General features: G+C 42.0%; 18 protein-coding genes. 11 read left to right on the forward strand and 7 right to left on the reverse strand.

Going from position 1 to position 16742, the window contains the following annotated elements:
* Positions 1–103: 103 nt before the first annotated feature.
* Positions 104–1315 (forward strand): hypothetical protein, encoded by a 1212-nt coding sequence (locus NWE73_RS08940; RefSeq protein WP_277577967.1) that lies wholly within the window; start codon positions 104–106, stop codon positions 1313–1315.
* A gap of 12 nt (positions 1316–1327) precedes the next feature.
* Here NWE73_RS08940 and NWE73_RS08945 read toward each other — a convergent pair whose 3' ends face one another.
* The gene (locus tag NWE73_RS08945; RefSeq protein WP_277577968.1) at positions 1328–2197 is read right to left on the reverse strand and encodes a hypothetical protein; all 870 of its coding nucleotides are present in this window, start codon (positions 2195–2197) and stop codon (positions 1328–1330) included.
* Positions 2198–2260: 63 nt separating this feature from the next.
* On the opposite strand from NWE73_RS08945, the gene NWE73_RS08950 reads away from it, so the two are divergent.
* Both NWE73_RS08950 and NWE73_RS08955 read left to right on the forward strand, forming a co-directional pair.
* Positions 2261–2737 carry a hypothetical protein gene (locus NWE73_RS08950; protein ID WP_277577969.1) on the forward strand — a complete coding sequence of 159 codons (477 nt, stop codon included), beginning with the start codon at positions 2261–2263 and terminating at the stop codon, positions 2735–2737.
* Between the two features lie 59 nt (positions 2738–2796).
* Positions 2797–3363, forward strand: a complete 567-nt coding sequence (locus tag NWE73_RS08955; RefSeq protein WP_277577970.1) for a hypothetical protein — start codon at positions 2797–2799, stop codon at positions 3361–3363.
* Positions 3364–3458: 95 nt separating this feature from the next.
* On the opposite strand, the gene NWE73_RS08960 is transcribed toward NWE73_RS08955, so the two are convergent.
* Together NWE73_RS08960 and NWE73_RS08965 are read right to left on the reverse strand one after the other, a co-directional pair.
* Positions 3459–3683, reverse strand: coding sequence for a hypothetical protein (locus NWE73_RS08960; protein ID WP_277577971.1), 225 nt, complete (start codon positions 3681–3683; stop codon positions 3459–3461).
* 825 nt (positions 3684–4508) lie between these two features.
* Complete coding sequence (locus NWE73_RS08965) at positions 4509–5057, reverse strand: SRPBCC family protein (RefSeq protein WP_277577972.1); 549 nt, start codon at positions 5055–5057, stop codon at positions 4509–4511.
* Between the two features lie 267 nt (positions 5058–5324).
* Between NWE73_RS08965 and NWE73_RS08970 the strand changes: the two genes are divergently transcribed.
* Positions 5325–5786 carry an ASCH domain-containing protein gene (locus NWE73_RS08970; RefSeq protein WP_277577973.1) on the forward strand — a complete coding sequence of 154 codons (462 nt, stop codon included), beginning with the start codon at positions 5325–5327 and terminating at the stop codon, positions 5784–5786.
* A 21-nt stretch (positions 5787–5807) separates the two neighbouring features.
* Here the strand turns inward: NWE73_RS08970 and NWE73_RS08975 are convergent, their stop codons facing one another.
* Both NWE73_RS08975 and NWE73_RS08980 read right to left on the reverse strand, forming a co-directional pair.
* Positions 5808–7019 (reverse strand): S41 family peptidase, encoded by a 1212-nt coding sequence (locus tag NWE73_RS08975; RefSeq protein WP_277577974.1) that lies wholly within the window; start codon positions 7017–7019, stop codon positions 5808–5810.
* A gap of 130 nt (positions 7020–7149) precedes the next feature.
* On the reverse strand, positions 7150–7722 hold the full coding sequence (locus NWE73_RS08980; protein WP_277577975.1) for a hypothetical protein: 573 nt from the start codon (positions 7720–7722) through the stop codon (positions 7150–7152).
* A gap of 304 nt (positions 7723–8026) precedes the next feature.
* Here NWE73_RS08980 and NWE73_RS08985 point away from each other — a divergent pair, with 304 nt between their 5' ends.
* Together NWE73_RS08985 and NWE73_RS08990 are read left to right on the forward strand one after the other, a co-directional pair.
* Positions 8027–8566 carry a hypothetical protein gene (locus tag NWE73_RS08985; RefSeq protein ID WP_277577976.1) on the forward strand — a complete coding sequence of 180 codons (540 nt, stop codon included), beginning with the start codon at positions 8027–8029 and terminating at the stop codon, positions 8564–8566.
* Between the two features lie 611 nt (positions 8567–9177).
* Positions 9178–9471 carry a hypothetical protein gene (locus tag NWE73_RS08990; RefSeq protein WP_277577977.1) on the forward strand — a complete coding sequence of 98 codons (294 nt, stop codon included), beginning with the start codon at positions 9178–9180 and terminating at the stop codon, positions 9469–9471.
* Positions 9472–9788: 317 nt separating this feature from the next.
* On the opposite strand, the gene NWE73_RS08995 is transcribed toward NWE73_RS08990, so the two are convergent.
* Both NWE73_RS08995 and NWE73_RS09000 read right to left on the reverse strand, forming a co-directional pair.
* Positions 9789–10763, reverse strand: a complete 975-nt coding sequence (locus tag NWE73_RS08995) for a hypothetical protein (protein WP_277577978.1) — start codon at positions 10761–10763, stop codon at positions 9789–9791.
* A gap of 272 nt (positions 10764–11035) precedes the next feature.
* Positions 11036–12307: a hypothetical protein gene (locus tag NWE73_RS09000; protein WP_277577979.1), complete on the reverse strand. Its 1272-nt coding sequence runs from the start codon at positions 12305–12307 to the stop codon at positions 11036–11038.
* Positions 12308–12508: 201 nt separating this feature from the next.
* Between NWE73_RS09000 and NWE73_RS09005 the strand changes: the two genes are divergently transcribed.
* The 5 genes from NWE73_RS09005 to NWE73_RS09025 all read left to right on the forward strand — a co-directional run bounded on the left by NWE73_RS09005 (position 12509) and on the right by NWE73_RS09025 (position 16710).
* The gene (locus NWE73_RS09005) at positions 12509–13000 is read left to right on the forward strand and encodes a hypothetical protein (RefSeq protein WP_277577980.1); all 492 of its coding nucleotides are present in this window, start codon (positions 12509–12511) and stop codon (positions 12998–13000) included.
* A gap of 79 nt (positions 13001–13079) precedes the next feature.
* Positions 13080–13397, forward strand: coding sequence for a hypothetical protein (locus tag NWE73_RS09010; RefSeq protein ID WP_277577981.1), 318 nt, complete (start codon positions 13080–13082; stop codon positions 13395–13397).
* 89 nt (positions 13398–13486) lie between these two features.
* Positions 13487–13636, forward strand: a complete 150-nt coding sequence (locus NWE73_RS09015; protein ID WP_277577982.1) for a hypothetical protein — start codon at positions 13487–13489, stop codon at positions 13634–13636.
* Between the two features lie 286 nt (positions 13637–13922).
* A complete protein-coding gene (locus NWE73_RS09020) occupies positions 13923–15650 on the forward strand; it encodes an NEW3 domain-containing protein (protein ID WP_277577983.1) in 1728 nt (575 codons plus the stop codon).
* A 235-nt stretch (positions 15651–15885) separates the two neighbouring features.
* Positions 15886–16710 (forward strand): hypothetical protein, encoded by an 825-nt coding sequence (locus tag NWE73_RS09025; RefSeq protein WP_277577984.1) that lies wholly within the window; start codon positions 15886–15888, stop codon positions 16708–16710.
* Positions 16711–16742: the final 32 nt, after the last annotated feature.

Genomic DNA, 16742 nt, shown 5'->3' on the forward strand with positions numbered 1-16742 from the left:
ATTCGTCACAGTACTAAACATTTGAAGCTAAATCTAAATCTAGTTTAGTTGGAGTGGTGTGCGCTTTGCAGTTGATATAAAAGTGCAGACCAAGGAGCTGATAATGTATCAAATTCCATTTTACCTGCTGATGCTAGCGATAAGATTTCCCTATATATCTCTACCAGTCTGCGGAATTTTATTGGGAGCATCTTACTTTTTTAAGTTGAATACAATTGAACTGGTATTTGTAGGGGGAATTTCCCTTGGAGTGTATGTTGGAGCATTTGTATTTTTCGGATCTATAGTTAGATATTGCAATCGACGATTTTCTAAGATTTCGGGATTTTGTGTGGTGTTTGGAGCATTCGTGGGTTCCTTATTTTTCTCTTCACTTTTTATTGATAAATGGAGGAGCGAGCTATCACCTGAAGCGCGTCAAACTGCGGCAGAAGACCTGTATCTGCAAAAATATATTCCATCAGCAAAAATAAAACGCATTGTTGAATCGACTGGTATGACTGAATACTCAAAAAGGGTGTTCTTTCTTGCGGATCCAATGCTTGTTAAGGATCGCATTCAACTGAATGCGTTTTGCGGCAGTGATACCCAAGGGCAAATGACATTGGGTTGTTATGATAAGCGTTCTGGGCGAATATTTATATTAGATGTTAACGATGAGCGGTTGTTTGGGTTAACTGAGTCTGTTGCTGCTCATGAGCTTTTACATGCTGTGTACTCAAAATATAAAACGGAAGAAATATTAGAAATAAAGCACCTGCTTGATCAGGTTGCGAGAGGAGGTGCATCTGAAGAGGTTAGTCGACGCATTAGTTTGTATGGCGACCAGAGTGTGCGCGATCGAACCAGTGAATTGCATTCTATCATTGGAACTGAAATTTCATCATTGCCAATAGAACTTGAAGAATATTATTCGAAATACTTTGTAATGAGAAAGCAGATTGTTCAATTGTCTCGGCATTCTGAAGAAGAATTTGAATGGAGAAAGAAATTTATTAGATCTTATAGTGATAAAATGAAAAAAGTCAAAGTTGAGATTGTACGAACGCAGGCGGAAATTGAAAATTGCACCGACACGATTTCAAGTTTGAATAAGCAGATGCTTAAGCTTAAGGCCAACGGAGAAATAGAGGAATATAATCGCCTAGTACCAACTATTAATACCAAAATTGGTAAACTTGCTGGACTTCAGAAGGCTATGAAAAAGCTAGTGCAGAAATATAATATCTTTGTAAATGATAGCAATATCATTGTAGGCGAAACTCAAGAGATGAATGAAGCTATCGATTCTGGTGGTCAATCTGCATCTTTGTGATTCGAGTATCTTTCAATGGTAAGAGAAGAGGAAGTCGGTGTGGTTGGTGAGGTTATCAGTATACATGATGTAGCCGCCGCGGTTGTAGCGGCTGACTTGGAAGATGAGTTCTGAATTCCCATCATTGTCATAGTCGCCAGCGTCTACTAGGGTCATACCTGAATCTAAGTATTCAATATTCCCATTTCGTTTAATCAAATACCAGGCTCTTGAATATGCTACTTCAGGTGGGCCATCACAGTTGTAAGGGCCAAGATCCAAACCTACGACTTTTAGATCGTTGGTATTCTTATAAGCCTTAACGATCTTTAGATCTTTATCTGTGTATTTCCAGTCCTTGTAAGGGCTGCTAGGATCTTCGCAATTCTTTACGTCTGGGAAGTTCTTTCGAAACTGCTTTCGAACGTCTACCTCTAACTCTTTCGTGAGCTTCGCTGGTTTCCATTTCTCAGGATCATTATTGAATTTGCCAGTCGTAAGAACAAGTGGAAGATAGACCCTTTGGTCTGTCCAGGTACTAAATTCGTCTGAGAGCTTTCCAATTGAAGGAGTTTTATCAACGGGGCTTGTGATCTTTTGTAAACCAATTCGCGAAATTGAAGTGGCAGTCTTATCATCATTATCAGTTGTGACTTCACCGATGTTCTTCCCATCAAAGGTTACAGTCCAAGTGGTCTTTTTAAAAGCCTGATTGTCAGTAGTCCATTTTCCATTTTTTTTATAAAAGACCGCTCTCACGGTTCTAATCTCTTTAGACTCCTCCCCAGGTGAAGCTGGAGTTTTGGAATACTCAAGAATTCCAATTTTTGCGCTATTTTCAGCAAGAGCAGAAATTACAAATAGAATTGAGAAAGTAAAAAGAGACAAAGCCAAATTAGTCATACCTTAATGTTAGACAAGGTAATTTGACATGACAAGATATTGTTTATAGGTGAGCATTTTGGGATGCGGAATGATGGGAATGAACCGAAGGAATCTAGATTAACTTATGCTGCGATTGTGGTCTTAGTGGCTTTGCTTTTGCCGTTAGGGCAGTGGCTAAAGTCGGAAATATGGTCTTCGGAAGTCGCTTCAAAATTGGATCAAGACAAGGAACTTAGAAAAGCCAAGGTCACAGCGAATTTCAAAGAAGGTGACTTAGTATCTGTGGCAGATCTTCTGGTATTCCATAAAGAGCTGGTTGGGAAGAGAGTCAGAGTTAGAGGGGATCTACAAAAGGTGGATCTGACTCAAACATATCTGTCAGATCTGCCATGTGGTCGAAAATTTACAAATGACATTCACGTGATAGAACAATCCGGAACTCCCGGATTTGGATTAAAAGGCCTCGTTGAGATCGAAGGCAACCTAGAAGGCCTCTCAGTACTTGTTCCCAAATCAATAAAGCAAATCAATAAACTCGACCCCAAAGACTGCGAATAGAATGAAGATTTCTTTATTGGAGAAAATCAGCAGATAAACGAATCAGGACTGAGTAAGTAATGTCTTTTAGATTTCAAATATTTACTTTCGGAGCTTTAACTCTAATTGGCCTCGGTTCAATTGCTATTGGTGTATTTAGAACGAGAAAGTCTGCTCAAGGAGCTAAGGTATATTTGACTATAGGTGTATTTGCACTTTTGGGTGGAGCTTATTTTTTCGTAAATCCTCCGGGAATCCACGAAGGACCCGGTCCAATGGAGCGCTGTATTTCAGAATTCAGTAAAGCTGTGGCGAATTCAAAACTTTTCGCTGGCGATTTAAAAGAAAAAACGGCTTGTTTAAATGACTCGGTCAGTGAATTTAAGAACGAAGATCTTTTAGTTGATAATATTATCGACGTGGCGGTGGCTAATCAAAGTAAAGTCGATGAAGACTTCCAATACCTGGTGGGCACCGTATTTATCTCCTCAACAGAAAGCTTTGCTAAGAAACTCAAAGTACAAAAGCCAGCTGACCAAAAGTACCTTTGTAATATAGTAACCAATACAATCCCTGATCATCCAATTCCTGGTGACGACCCTAGGGTTTTAATTCTCGAGTCTCTTTGCAAATTAAGTGATGAGTAATAGGTAGTAGGGGCACTGTTCACTACCATGCCGGTGAGATTTGTTACATAGTTCTTTGGGCATAGGATTCCTGTTTGATATGTTTCCCGTGTGGGCTACTTCAGCTTGCAAGCCTTTGGCTCTTTAGGACTGTCGCCGCGGGCGTTTCTGCAGGTGCGGTTGGAGTAGTCCCAGCAGCCGCCGTTGTCTTGGCAGCGGTCGATGAGATAGTAGTCGCGGCTAAATCCGTGGCTTGCGAAAATAAATAACTCATGACCAACTAGCGGTACTGATACTAAAGTAATAATCCCAGCAATACCGATAAATATCTTGTTTCTCATCTAAGTAGTATCGGGAAAGTGATCCCACCTCTCAATGCCAAACCGATCTGTAAAATTAAATTGTCAGCTCGTGACGACAAGTGTTTTCAAAATATAAAAAACAATCTCCACCCTCCGGCGAAGTTGCTATTTCAGTTTTAAATTGAAGTGCAATCTAATCTTTTTGATGTAGTTGGCTCTAGGTTTCTTGGAACTAAATTTATTGTGGGAGGTATAATGACAGTCGGGCATTTTTAGGCAAAAAATCAATTTTCAAAAGTTGCAGATGGCAAATTCAAGGCTAACTTTTGAAATTTAAAAAATAGATATTTGCGCTTTTTCATAGCGTTTGACGCTATTTAGGAAGTTAGCTTTTGAAAGGGTTAGGCAATTTGAAATGTGAGGAAGTAGGGGCGACGAGGGTCCACGGAGGGTCCACGAGCTCTCGAAAAGCACCGAAATTGATCGAAAAATTCCGAACTGAAATTTCAAGTAAGTGTACGTTATTGTTGGTAAATACTAATAAAACTAAGATGTTACAAATTTGCCTGTTGCGTGCTCATAACCCGAAGGTCGTAGGTTCAAATCCTGCCCCCGCAACCAATTTTCTTAAAATTTTCTAAAACAGAAAAGTTCGAATTAAAAGGCCAACTCAAACAAGTTGGCCTTTTTTATTTTTAACTTCACTTGCGGCGCCGGTGGCGCATTGCATTTCAGACTCACAGTTGTCTAATGTAAACAATGACTGCCCCCGTTAGTGATTTAGAGCCGGTTCAAAGCGCATTCCTGATCTCACGAGGTCGTATTCCTACTAAAAATGAAGTTCATCCGTTTTTGCGCGAAATTTCAAGTATTGGTAACGTTACGACTTCCTAAATAAGCTTCGAGCTTATCAAACATTTCGGTCCATCCTTGAATGCAGTCTTTTTTCATTTCAGCCGGAATTCCTTCTTGAGTAAACAGGATACGACTCTTCTTTTCGTCTACTGAATCAAATTCGAAAGTGATATAACCAAGTTCCGGCCAGTCTCCGGGCATCTGTGCTTCTTGAGCTGAAATAGCTCGCCCATTTTTATCGGCGAACTGATCTGTCAAGACGATACGTTCATTTTCAATGATTTCTTCAAACAGACCAGTCATTCCATCTCCGCCACCCTGATTAGAGCCCTTCATATTAATGAAGTATTTCCCGCCCTTACGAAAATCTATATCGACTCGGTCAGCATAAAGCCCTTTGGGCCACCACCAAGCTTTAAGAGCATCAGAAGTTTTGAATGCCTTAAAAAGTTGATCGACGGGCACATTGAAAGAGTGTTCCATTTCAATCAAGGGAGATTGAGATGTAGAATTTTTGTGAACTGTTGAATGAGTGCTTTTTTCCGTCGATGTTTGCATGGAAACTCCTTCTGTAAAATTAGGATGGTAGTACAAAATATCAGACTGTAAATGATCGAGTTAGTGTATATATACAACTACGAAGGGGCTAAGGTAGGAACCTGAGATAGCCCGCGCTACATATACCCTACCTCATGGAATGGGGAAGGGGATATCGGCACCAGTTTTTTCCCTGGTGTTAAGTTTGCCAGCACGTTTGTAGACGTTGTTGGGATTAAAAGCATTAGAATTGTGGACTAACTGCCTGTCGTGATATAGTAGCTCTTCATGGAACACACTGATTCAGTAAAAAAAATGTGGCTGAAGTATCACGAGGCACTTGGAGTTCCAGCTCCATTCGAAATCGTAGCCGACTTTTTTTCGGATAACGACAAGGAAGCGACCGAACTTTCTATCCTCGTAGATCAAGGTATCAAACGTGCCACGGCATCCGCTCTTTGGGCTTTTGAAAAAACTGGAACTCAAATTCCCGTAGTTGGCGGAATTTTTTTAGTCGTTGATGGACGGGGTGAAGCGGTTTGCATCGTGAAAACGACAAAGGTGTCTATTATCTCCTTCAATGAAATTAGCGAAGAAAATGCCTTTAGAGAAGGAGAGGGTGATCGCACTCTCGAATATTGGCGTCGAGTTCACGTCGAGTATTATAAAAGACAGTTTGCGCCATTGAATCTCAACTTCGAAGAATCGATGCCTATAGTATTCGAGGAATTCGAAAAGATTTTTCCCTAAGCGATCAAAAACTAAGACAATCTATTCGTGATTTTCTAGCGAAGAACTAAAAGGCCCGCTTTTTTGACCATTCAGAACTTTCTTCGTTACTTCATAGGCGTCGTCACCCTCTGACACTTTTATTTCTGGTTTAAGACCAATTCTTTCTATGAAACGATGGTCATAATATTCGCTATACTGGGTCGGAATACTAACTTTGATTTTACTATTGGGTAAAACCACCATTCCTGCATTTGAAAAATGAAAGGTTCCATTGGTGTTTTCACCAACTTTTGTTACATATTTGTTCCATTCAAAAGCTGCGATCGTAAATTCACAACTTGAGCTACAGGCGCGATCCATTAGAATGTAAATCGGCTTTTTGAAACCGGTAACAGGATCCGATCTTTTTCCGCCGCCCTTATCGGTGCGAATATACTCTGGTGGTAGCTGACCACTTAAAGCCAAGTTGTATTGCTCTTTAGTATTATCGAGGCCATTCTCAAGATATGGTGGGATTTGCAATTTTTGTATTTTCTTATTGATTATTTGAACCTTATTTTTAGTGACAGCTAAAGCCAAGGTTTCTGCGGTTTGACTACGATACTGCTTAGAAATCGGATGCTCAAAGGGATGACCAAATAATAATTGTGCTAGCTCCATCCCCTTGGTGTCGTCGCCCCCGATATTACCTCTAAGATCTATGACAATCGCATCTGCATTCTTTTTCAATGCAGATGCTGAAGGAATAAATCCCGTCCATTCTTCGCTTTGTCTGTCAGGAAATTCGGTAATCGAAATGTATAGGACTTTTTTCTTGCCGACGCGGTCAATTCTAGTTTCCCAGAATTTATTAGGATCTTTAATGTTATTTGCGCCAACATGCCCAACATCTAATTGCTTTTGCTCGCTACGCTTCTTGCTGACGTTACCCATGTAATAGGCCGCCATATGATTGTCAGGAATTATAAAAAGAGATTCATCAATGCGGTCATGAAATTCAGCCATCGTCGCCTGTTTAGAAATATCTTTCAAAGCCGTGATCGCTTTAGAAAAAGAATCGCCAGGGACGTACTTGCGACCGCCATATCCATTTGAGAGAGCAAAAATAAGAAAATCAATATCTTCAGCAGCTTGATTTGCAGATAATTTTTCAGCGAAATTCAATGATACCTGATCTGAAATAATAAGATCATCAGAAGTCCATTTTTTCGGTTTCGTCTGGCATGAGCAAAGAACAAAAATGGTGATCAAAACGAATTTGAATTTTAAACAATTACTCGACATGGAACTAGCTTCACATCATGAAATTCGCTGGTCATCATTTTAGGCTTTCTATAGACTTAAGACTTACTCCGCGCATCGAAACCAAATGGTTTGCGGCCTAGCCTCGTTCCTCCATGAAGGCTTCAAAATCTTTAAAGAGATCTTTTGAAGACTCAACCTGCATAATTACTAAATCAACGTTTTGCGCTAGCTTTCGGATCAGCGAGTCAGGTGGCAAGGAACGCTGATCGGTGATCAAGAAAAAGCGGTAACCAAAGATACAAGATTCAATGGCATTGAGATTTTTGATGCGAACTCGTTGCGGAGCTGACAAGGTAGCCACATATTCGGGTTGATAGGCAGCCCAAAATTGATAGTCGTTTTCTTCAAGAAAGCGGCCGTTGTAATCCTGGGCTAGGCGCTCAAAACTGCCGCCCAATAAGTCCTCATCCTGTGAGGCCAAGATCAAATGCTGCTTAAGTGCTAAACCCACCATGAAATATAACAATGCCGCGCGGGCAATCTTGTGATGGTGTTCAGCGCCATAGAAAGTTTCGTAGTAATCAGGTTCAGTGGTTTTCTTCAAAAATTTTCGATCTTTAAAAAACTCGATGGTGAAGGCTGCGTTGCGTTCAAAGCGCTTTTGACAAACTTCACAAAGCATTAGCGTCGGATTTTGGGGTGCTGCCATCCAAACGGGAAATAAATGTTCAGAATGAAGTGACGCTTTTTTAGAACAAAGAGGGCAGGTTTGCATTTTTAAAAAAATAGCACAGGGCTTTAGCGCTGCCAAGCAAGTGATGGCTCTGCTTCTACCAGCCCCGCCAGGCCTATGGCTTTGTAGCCACCATTGGGGCCACACTATCTTCACGTGCACCGCTTAATGCTACCAGTTTCGTACGTATATAGTTCTTCGCAGACCTCATTCTTCATGGTAGTTTTCCAACCTCCAAACCACACTTTATTCTAAGTGGTTTGACAAAAATTGAGGTCCTATGAAAATGAATTTAGCTGCATTTGTTTCGATTTTCTTTGTTCTTATCACAACAGCCAAAGCGGATTATCCAACGGCACTTCGGCAAGCTAAGATCACCGTTTTAATCAAAAAATCTATTTTTAAACCGACCGAAAGTGGGATTCCCGCATTTGACGTCAGTGACGTTTGTACAAAGGAAAGCCTGATTAATGTCTATCAAGATGTTTTGTCGATCACCCCAGAGGATCTTTCGTTGGTAAGATGCGATGGCGAGCTACAAGGTCAAAAGGTATCGGTTGTAGCCGGCGGAGCCGTGCTCCTTTATCAAGACACAAGCTTAGACCGGACGTTGAAATCTGTCACTTTGGCTTTAAGCTGGGGTCCAGCTTATTATGAAACTCCAATGCTCACACACTCTGCATCCTCAGATCCTTGGCTGAGTTACCAAGCTGTGCTCTCTCCGGTCTCTGTAGGAAAAATAGTCGACAATGTTCCACAGCCACCAGAACCCTCTGAATACTTTTCTGCCATAGTGATGATTCAAGATCAGAGTCGATAGATTTAAAGAGGCGAGGCGGTGAAGGTGTTTAATTCATAAAAATGAGCCTGCCTCCAGGCAATTCTCAACGCTATGATTTTCAATAAATGAAATCAGGCGTGGAGTGGTGAAAAGCGGCAAACTGCGTCTTTGGCAGGTCTCTCCTTGCTCTGGCGCAGGCTCATGCCTCTGTCCCTTAAGGCTGTCGCTCAAAAATACCGTCATGGCATTTTCTCTAACGTAGCCTATGCATACGCCTCCGTGGCAGGAAAGACCCTTCTTCTCGATAATTTAGGTCCATTGTTTTCTAATTAATATAATCTAAAGCCGCGTTGAGTACTATCAGCGCGGCTTTTTTCTTTCCGAAGGATGTTTTCGGAAAATGCTATTTGTGATTCTTGTAGAACACGCACCGTTTCTGACGGTGGCGTAAGTTTTCGGGTTCAATTTTGTTTTGGAGAGAGTTGAAACAGGTAATAAAATATTAGCAGCAGGGCGAAGATAAATTGAACTGAATTTCCGCATTACGAATGCTTGAAATCTTTATTAAAACAGAAAACTAACAATACAAAGAAGAGTGAGTTGATTTAGAAGAGTCCAACCAAAAACGGCAATCGCCAGAAGGAGATACTATGAAAACTTTAGTGTTCATTTCCCTTGTCGCATTCTCAAACATGTCTTTCGCTGCTGAGTTAAATTTAAGCGAGACCCAAGTAAATGCTTTGGAAAACATCGTGAAAGCAAACTTGGGTGAAGAGAGAGCTATGGAGGGGGCTGGCTATTGTGAAGAAATTGAAAACAATCAAGTCCAATGCTCTTGGTACATCGAAGGTACAGGAAGAACACCTGATACCATGAATGGTGTTTTCGAAGTGATTGATGGAGAGTTTAAGCTAGTAGAGGCCTTCGAAGAGTACGGTTGCTAGTCCGATCTTATTTTAAAATTCTTTAATAATTAGTGAGAAGCCAGAAGTCGTAAAGCTTCTGGCTGTTTAATTATCGTTCCGGGAATCATTTTCTAAGGTCCCGGGCCAGAGATGTAATGTTGGTATTCTTTATTCTTGGATGCGCAACCACTGACGGTTTTTAGAGTTGCGCGCTTCATTTATGATTTGATAGAGATTTGCGTCAACTTTAGATCGAGATGCTTTAACTTTCCCAGCTCTGATTCGTTCAATTTCGGCGATAAGATTCTTATAAAGTAGATTGGAAAAAATGTTTTACTGAACCTGGGCCGTAAGTTCTATTTCGAGGTCAGACTAATATTTGGGCCTCGCCATTCGAGATGATTCTTTGTCAGCTTGAGTGGCTTGGTCCCCAGGGCTTTCGTGAGTTTTTCGTTGGTCCGAATTACAAACACCCTGAGGCGATCAAAGTGACTTAGTGAATAGGACTCTTCATAAAAAGCGATGCAGAATTGTTCAACTTCAAATTGAGGGTTTGAAGTTAGAAGCTCTAACATTTTATAAATATTTGTTTTGATCTCTACTTCCTGTCCAGCATAGAAAAGCTTTGTGCGTGATAGACTTAAAGAGTTGATTTCTTGATTGGTCTGTAAAAATCTATTGTGGATCAATGTCCGGTCTTCCTGAGGAAGAGATAGCGCCTTAAAAGAAATAATTCTTTGAGCTTCTGTTTTTATTTTCGGATCAGGGGAGATGTGTGCAATTAAATCCAGTAGTCTAATTTGATTAAATAAATAGATCTTATTTTGCATGAAATGAAATAGTTCGAAAATATTTTCAGACGATGGGTCTGCGTGTTGATGTTTTGTAGCCATTTCGAAAATGAATCTTTCAAAATGATCTGCTTCCTCAAGGTTTTCTTGGCCCTTATTTACCAAGGACTGCTCGATGGGTAGATTGAATCTGAGGCACTCTGCAAGATAGTCTGCAACGATGAGTCTCTCATCGGATACATTCTGTTTGTTTTCGAGGGCTCGAAGCATTCTATGCTTTGCGAAGTTGTGTCCAAAGAGCGACAGCTCTGCCAACATTAGGGAATGTTGCAGTTCTGTGATGAGATTTTCATTTTCTGTTTTTGCATGAACTAAAGTTTCATAAACTAACGACAAAGTTTCGTCAGGTGCTATATAGGATTTCAACCTGAGGATCTGGCAAAGGGATCTGATTTTAGTGTCACGATCGATGCCTGGCAGTTCGCTTGCTTTTTGGTAGTAAAATAGGCTTTTGCTCAAATAGGCTTTCTCTTCATACATTTTGCCCAGAAAGATCAGTGTACAGGCTTTGGATCTTTCGGAAAGTGAAGATTCTGCTTTGCTATACTCTTGTTCAAGTCGTTTGAGGGTGAAATCTGCATCATCGATTCGTCCCATGAGATAGTAAGTTGCTACCATATCTGAAAGCAAGCCGACATGAGGTCCATAGTTTTCAATGGCCTCGACAAAAACATCCAGGCCATCTAGGTATTGCCCCTTTTCCACGAGCGTCCAGGCCTGGCTGTGCATTTCCATTCGCTTTGCGGCATTACTCATGGATGAACCTCAGTTCTCTCGAATGATGGTTTTAAGTTATTTAGGGTTGCTTCTTTAATATCGTTTTTGGGAATCTTAATGTTTGGCTTTGGTTGCATTAAGGGAGCTTGATCCAAGTTCCACTGGGCTGGTAAATTTCTGTCGTTGATCAGGATTGAAGACTGTTGTTCTTTCGCCCAACCACCGCCAATGCGAGGTCTTGGGCCGGATGTAAAGAATTGGCCATGAGGTCCGAGTGCTGGTTTTGAGAGCAATTCGAGAAGTGAATACCTGCGGGAAGAAACGTTGAAAGAGGCCCCAGAGGTTTCCATACGTTTAACAAGTTGATGAGCTTCCTGTTCGTTTAGATATAAGGATGAGAACAACGACATTCGTTCATCATATTTTTCGATAAGATAATTAAACGGTAAAATAAACGATTGAAGTGGAAGCAATGAATCTGAAACAAGCAAAGCGGCCTTAGCGTATTCATTTTGCTGGAGAAGGGTGATCAAAGGATAGCTTTCTAGTTTCATCGTGGCCTGTAGCCCAAAGATCTCAGAAACAACCTGCGCTTCAAATTGCACGCCTCGGATGGAAGCAAAAGTCATTCTCAAAAGCGGATACCCCAAAGCATCTATTGCTGTGGAGTAGCTTTCTTTTGAAGAGGATTTGATTTTAAAAAAGTCAAAAATATCGGCAGTGTTGTTTCCGCCCAGGAATAGAAATGAATCATAAGAAATATAGAGTTCGTGAAAAATTCGGGCGTAAAACTCTTCTCGACTTGTTTTCCCATCGACAAAGATGATTGAGTTGTTGAAAGTTCCCGTCCAACTTTGAAAAGGCGTGGGATTTTCGGAGACGGCAATATGCCAGGTTTTTGAGGCTTTATGTGGCCTTTCTAAATTTCCAAGACGGGGATTTTCCTGACGACAGTTTTCAGAGATCTGTTTGGAAATGTCTGCCGAAACTCCAAATGAGATTTTGACTAATTCGGCTGTTGATCCACCAAGGCTGCAAAGTGAATTCTTATAGCTGCTCGTAAACATTTGGAGCACGGCCTCGTCTATAAGGCGTTGCGAACGACTGTTTTCCGCTACCTTGTAAACCATGGTGCTGGGTCCAAAGATATTATCAATGAGAAGAAATCGTTCATCCGTGATCGGAGTGATAGTGGAGGCGTCGATCCCATTCAGATCTCCGAAGACTCGGTCCCAATGAAGATCCTCAGCTAATGCCCAGGGCGATCCTAATATTAAATATATCAGTACAGATAAAAACAACTTCATAAGCCTTCTTTCATCAAGAGCTATGCCGCTTGGAGTCTGCTACTTTTATTCTGAAAAGGCTGTTTTGGGGGCAGAGCTTAATTTGCTAGACGGCTGTCAAACTTTTAGACAGCTTTTGTTCTTCCTTGTTCGTGGATTCTAAAAATGGCCTCTGATAGTTTGCGTTCAGGAAACAATAATTCAAATTAGGAGAATAGGTTTATGAAAAAATTAATTCTTGGTTTAGCTCTGCTCTTGGTGACGACCTCTGCTTCGGCTTCGGTCATGATGATCATTCAGTATACTGATAGCTTTAAGCTGACCTTTGAGCGCGGTGATGACGGTGATTTCTATTTAAAAGAAGGTGTTATCAAAAGATCAGGCACGGTAATTTTGAACAACATTGGAAGTCGTGATCTGTCTCAAGAATTTCATGTTGGTTATAATGATTATAAAATGAGTATATCCTTGGCAAATAATGAGCTTGTGTATGAACAAGACAATAGCGTCAGTGTGTCTAGTCTAAATCCAACGAATCAAAAAGGTGTTTTTGTTGTAAAAGCGCAGGATTTCACTGGTTACAAAAAAGGCGTTGGCGAATCTACCTATGGCAACGCGGATGCAAGAATTTCGCATTCTGATCTGAAATGCACGGTCTTGAAGAATCGTATTTTGTGCTTCGGATCGAGAGAAGCGTACTCTCAAGCTGATTAGGAGCTGTGCCTTCACACATCAAGTATTAGAAGGTTGAAGTCGAGGTGCATATATTCGAGGATTTTGTTCAGGAGGATGTATGCATTTTTTAACTAAGATTTCCATACCCAATGAGGCCGGCAATAAGTTTATAAGTAGCAAAGATTTTAACCAGAAGATGGACGGTTTAATCTCGAACCTTAAACCGGAGGCGACATATTTCTGCGTGGAAAACGGAGTCAGGACGATCTTTGCCTTCGTCAATATTGAAAACAGTTATGAAATACCAGCAAAGGCAGAACCTTTTTGGTTGGCTATGAGCGCGAATGTTGAATTCATTCCAGCTATGAATGCCCAGGATTTTTCAAAGGCCGCTGCTGGTATTAAACAAAGCGTAGAAAAATACGCCCATCCTTAGTCTGTAAGATCGAGTCACTGTTAGTTGACTCTGGATATTCCGCCATTCAGTAATGGCGGATATTCTTAACTACAGCGGAGGAAGATTTTATGAAAAATCAAAGACGCTATAAAAGAAGCGAATCAAAGAAAGCTGCTCAACGGGGGCTCGTGAGTGGCCGTAAACCTAAAAAAGCCAGTTTAAAACTCGGGGCGCATCATTTTCATGAAACTAAGAAATCAAGCAAAGTGAAACACTAGAGATAATATAAATATGTATTTAACCAGTTGATTGCCTAATCGGTTTTCCAGAGGGTAGATCGTCGTCTTTCTGAAATCCAAAAATTAATAGAAACATGAGAAATGATGTTCGGAAAATTCGTGGGGGCAATGGACTGCTCCCACAGATTTGTCGAACGCAGTAAATTGATAATTGTACGTCAGGTTTTTCAACATGTATGAAAAACTGAACGTGAAAAAGCCGTGGGTTCTTTTTGAGCTGGTGCCTGGTTTGCAGTAAAGACCTCATAGACTCAGGGAGGTTGTTATGAACTGCACAAGAGATTTCAAAAAATCCATACTAGTCTGTCTAGGTATTCTTTTTTTGAACACGCATACCGTGGCCGCGCCCTCGGCGCCTTATGCGCTTGGTGAGCAAAAAACAATTGTTCTGATGGTCAACTTTCAGGACAACGCAAGTCAGCCCATGTCCCTCGCTCAAGCCAATGATGTTGTATTTGTAAATGCGAACAACTTTTTTAAAGAAAATTCTTTTGGAAAAACGTGGCTGACCGGCAGTGTTTTTGGCTGGTACACGTTGCCCTTGTCACAGGTGAATTGCAGTGTGAATAATATTGCCGCGTACGCGCAGCAGGCGGCGACCGCAGCGGGTGTGGATCTTTCTCAATACAATCGCTATGTCTATATCGTACCTTACAGTGACACCTGTCATCCCGCGGTTGGAGCTACAGGAGGCCAGAAGTCCAGCCTGTGGCTGAGCACTAGCACCTTAAATCTTGGATATTTTACTCATGAAATGGGTCATAATCTGGGCTTGTTGCATTCATACAACCTTGATTGTGGAGCGACGATCTTAGGTAGCAACTGTACTCGCAACGCCTACGGAGACTATTTCGATACAATGGGTGGCCCTAATGCTCGTCACTACAATGCCTATCAAAAAGAGCGGCTTGGTTGGCTGAACTACAACAATACTCCGCCCATTATGACAATCACAAGCTCAGGCACCTATACAATTGAAGCTTACGAAACCAACACCATGGGTAACAAAGCCTTAAAAATCTTAAAAAGTGTTGATCCTGTCTCTGGTGGAAAAACCTACTATTATGTGGAGCTTCGTCAGGGGATTGGTTTTGATGCAAGCATTGCGACTTATGCACCAGCCATTGTAAATGGGGTTTTAATCCATATGGGGAAAGAAGATAATCCGGACAGTAGTGATCTTTTAGATATGACTCCTGGGTCTGCCGCGGATTTTAATGATTGGCAAGATGCGGCTCTCGCAGTGGGTAGGACCTATACCGACTCAGCGGCCGGAATTTCAATCAACCTGGTGTCTTTGCAAAATGGTATTGCGACAGTGGATGTTTCTATTGGAAGCACAATTCCTTGTATTCGCGCCAATCCGACAGTCATCATGTCGCCATCCACAAGTGCTGCGGTGAAGCCGGGTACTTTGGTAGCATACACTGTGAGTGTTAAGAATAACGACAGCACCGGTTGTGCCGCTTCGATTTTAAATTTGGAGGGAAGTGTGCCGAGTGGTTGGATTTCAAATCTTTCAAGTGCGTCTTTAAATCTTAGCCCTGGAACCACAGCGTCTAGCATTCTGAGTGTAACATCGAGTTCGACGGCGGCGGCAGGACTTTACAATGTGTCTGCTAAGGCTGTGAATAGTGGAGCGAACTTATATAGTGCGATGGCCTCAGCCAGTTATTCTGTGGCTTCGGTGAGTATACTCAGTGCGGCGGTGAAGACCGATAAGTCGGTCTATCTTAAGAGCAGTACAGTGATTGTGACTTCTACGGTGATGTCAGGAGGAGTTTCGGTTGCTGGTGCCTTGGTTAGTGTGTCAATCACGAAGCCCAATGGAAGCATCTCTTCATTATCGGCTGTGACGGATTCTCAAGGGCAGGCGATCGTGACATTGCAGATTCCCAAAAACAAAATGGCAGTTGGATCTTACCGGGTGAACATAAGCGCCGTGAGTGGGGCTCAATCCGCAAGTGCTTCGACTAGCTTCATAGCGCAATGAGATTGGATTATAGTATGAAGAAAAAAACCGCTGGGAGAATTCTCTTAGCGGTTTTTTGGAATATGAAGATCTTCATATTCCCATTCAGATTCCCTGCCTTTCGCCAAGTTTCTTGGCGATCAAAGGAACTTCGACAAAATAAAAAAGTCTAGACAGCGTGAAATCCGCTAGGGATAGCACGTTCATTGCTATACTCCTTTTCAATATCGAGCTTTTAAGCTGAAAGAGTCATTCAATGAAATTAACAAAATTATTTTTCGTTGCTGGATCCCTCGCACTTTTAACTTCCTGTTCGCAAGGTCTATTTAATTCCAGCTGGGAGAGCAGTCTGCCTGGAACTTCTTCCGCAACAGATACCAACTCATCACAGAGTCTGACGAATCCTTATGCTGACCAAGCCTTAGGCATTTTGCAGACAAATTGTTCCTCCTGTCATGGTTCCACGGGTGGATCTGGGAATGTTTATGGTTTAACGGATATTTCGCATATGGTTTCTGCGGGACTGATTGTGCCGGGAAGCCCAAGTCAGTCATTGATTTACAATGAGATTGTCAGTAATTCGATGCCACCGGGAAGTCCGTTGACTAGCTCTGAAAAGCAGGTGATTCAGCAATGGATCGCAAGTGGAAGTGTAAGCACTCCAACACCATCACCGAATCCGACTCCTGCGCCGGCGCCTTCTCCAACGCCTACGCCACGTCCATCACCGGTCCCAACGCCAGCGCCAACTCCGGTTCCAACCCCTGCGCCTTCGCCAACACCAACTCCCGTTCCCACACCAGCTCCAACGCCAGTACCCGCTCCGGCACCGTCCAACCCCAATGCGACCTATTCGTATATCAGTAAAAACATCCTGCAGGTTCATTGCACAAGTTGCCACAGCAGCAGCTTCAAAACTTACAGCGGTACGATGGGATATGTTTCAGCGGGAAAACCAGGATCGAGTTCATTGTACACCGCCACCAATTCAGGCAGCATGCCTCGCGGTTCAAGCAAGTTAAGCAGTGCTTCCATTCAGGCGATCAAGGATTGGATTACGGCTGGGGCGAAAAATAATTAAAAAAAAGGGAGGCTGTGAAAAGCCTCCCGATT

Source organism: Bdellovibrio svalbardensis (assembly GCF_029531655.1).
Taxonomy (GTDB): Bacteria; Bdellovibrionota; Bdellovibrionia; order Bdellovibrionales; family Bdellovibrionaceae; genus Bdellovibrio; species Bdellovibrio svalbardensis.

Coding starts and splice junctions, on each gene's coding strand:
- NWE73_RS08945 (WP_277577968.1), bottom strand. CDS start 2,197: ATGACTAATTTGGCTTTGTCTCTTTTTACTTTCTCAATTCTATTTGTA.
- NWE73_RS08980 (WP_277577975.1), bottom strand. CDS start 7,722: ATGGCAGCACCCCAAAATCCGACGCTAATGCTTTGTGAAGTTTGTCAA.
- NWE73_RS09025 (WP_277577984.1), top strand. CDS start 15,886: ATGAAATTAACAAAATTATTTTTCGTTGCTGGATCCCTCGCACTTTTA.
- NWE73_RS08990 (WP_277577977.1), top strand. CDS start 9,178: ATGAAAACTTTAGTGTTCATTTCCCTTGTCGCATTCTCAAACATGTCT.
- NWE73_RS09010 (WP_277577981.1), top strand. CDS start 13,080: ATGCATTTTTTAACTAAGATTTCCATACCCAATGAGGCCGGCAATAAG.
- NWE73_RS08960 (WP_277577971.1), bottom strand. CDS start 3,683: ATGAGAAACAAGATATTTATCGGTATTGCTGGGATTATTACTTTAGTA.
- NWE73_RS09020 (WP_277577983.1), top strand. CDS start 13,923: ATGAACTGCACAAGAGATTTCAAAAAATCCATACTAGTCTGTCTAGGT.
- NWE73_RS09005 (WP_277577980.1), top strand. CDS start 12,509: ATGAAAAAATTAATTCTTGGTTTAGCTCTGCTCTTGGTGACGACCTCT.
- NWE73_RS08995 (WP_277577978.1), bottom strand. CDS start 10,763: ATGTATGAAGAGAAAGCCTATTTGAGCAAAAGCCTATTTTACTACCAA.
- NWE73_RS08985 (WP_277577976.1), top strand. CDS start 8,027: ATGAAAATGAATTTAGCTGCATTTGTTTCGATTTTCTTTGTTCTTATC.
- NWE73_RS09000 (WP_277577979.1), bottom strand. CDS start 12,307: ATGAAGTTGTTTTTATCTGTACTGATATATTTAATATTAGGATCGCCC.
- NWE73_RS08950 (WP_277577969.1), top strand. CDS start 2,261: ATGCGGAATGATGGGAATGAACCGAAGGAATCTAGATTAACTTATGCT.
- NWE73_RS08970 (WP_277577973.1), top strand. CDS start 5,325: ATGGAACACACTGATTCAGTAAAAAAAATGTGGCTGAAGTATCACGAG.
- NWE73_RS08955 (WP_277577970.1), top strand. CDS start 2,797: ATGTCTTTTAGATTTCAAATATTTACTTTCGGAGCTTTAACTCTAATT.
- NWE73_RS09015 (WP_277577982.1), top strand. CDS start 13,487: ATGAAAAATCAAAGACGCTATAAAAGAAGCGAATCAAAGAAAGCTGCT.
- NWE73_RS08965 (WP_277577972.1), bottom strand. CDS start 5,057: ATGCAAACATCGACGGAAAAAAGCACTCATTCAACAGTTCACAAAAAT.
- NWE73_RS08940 (WP_277577967.1), top strand. CDS start 104: ATGTATCAAATTCCATTTTACCTGCTGATGCTAGCGATAAGATTTCCC.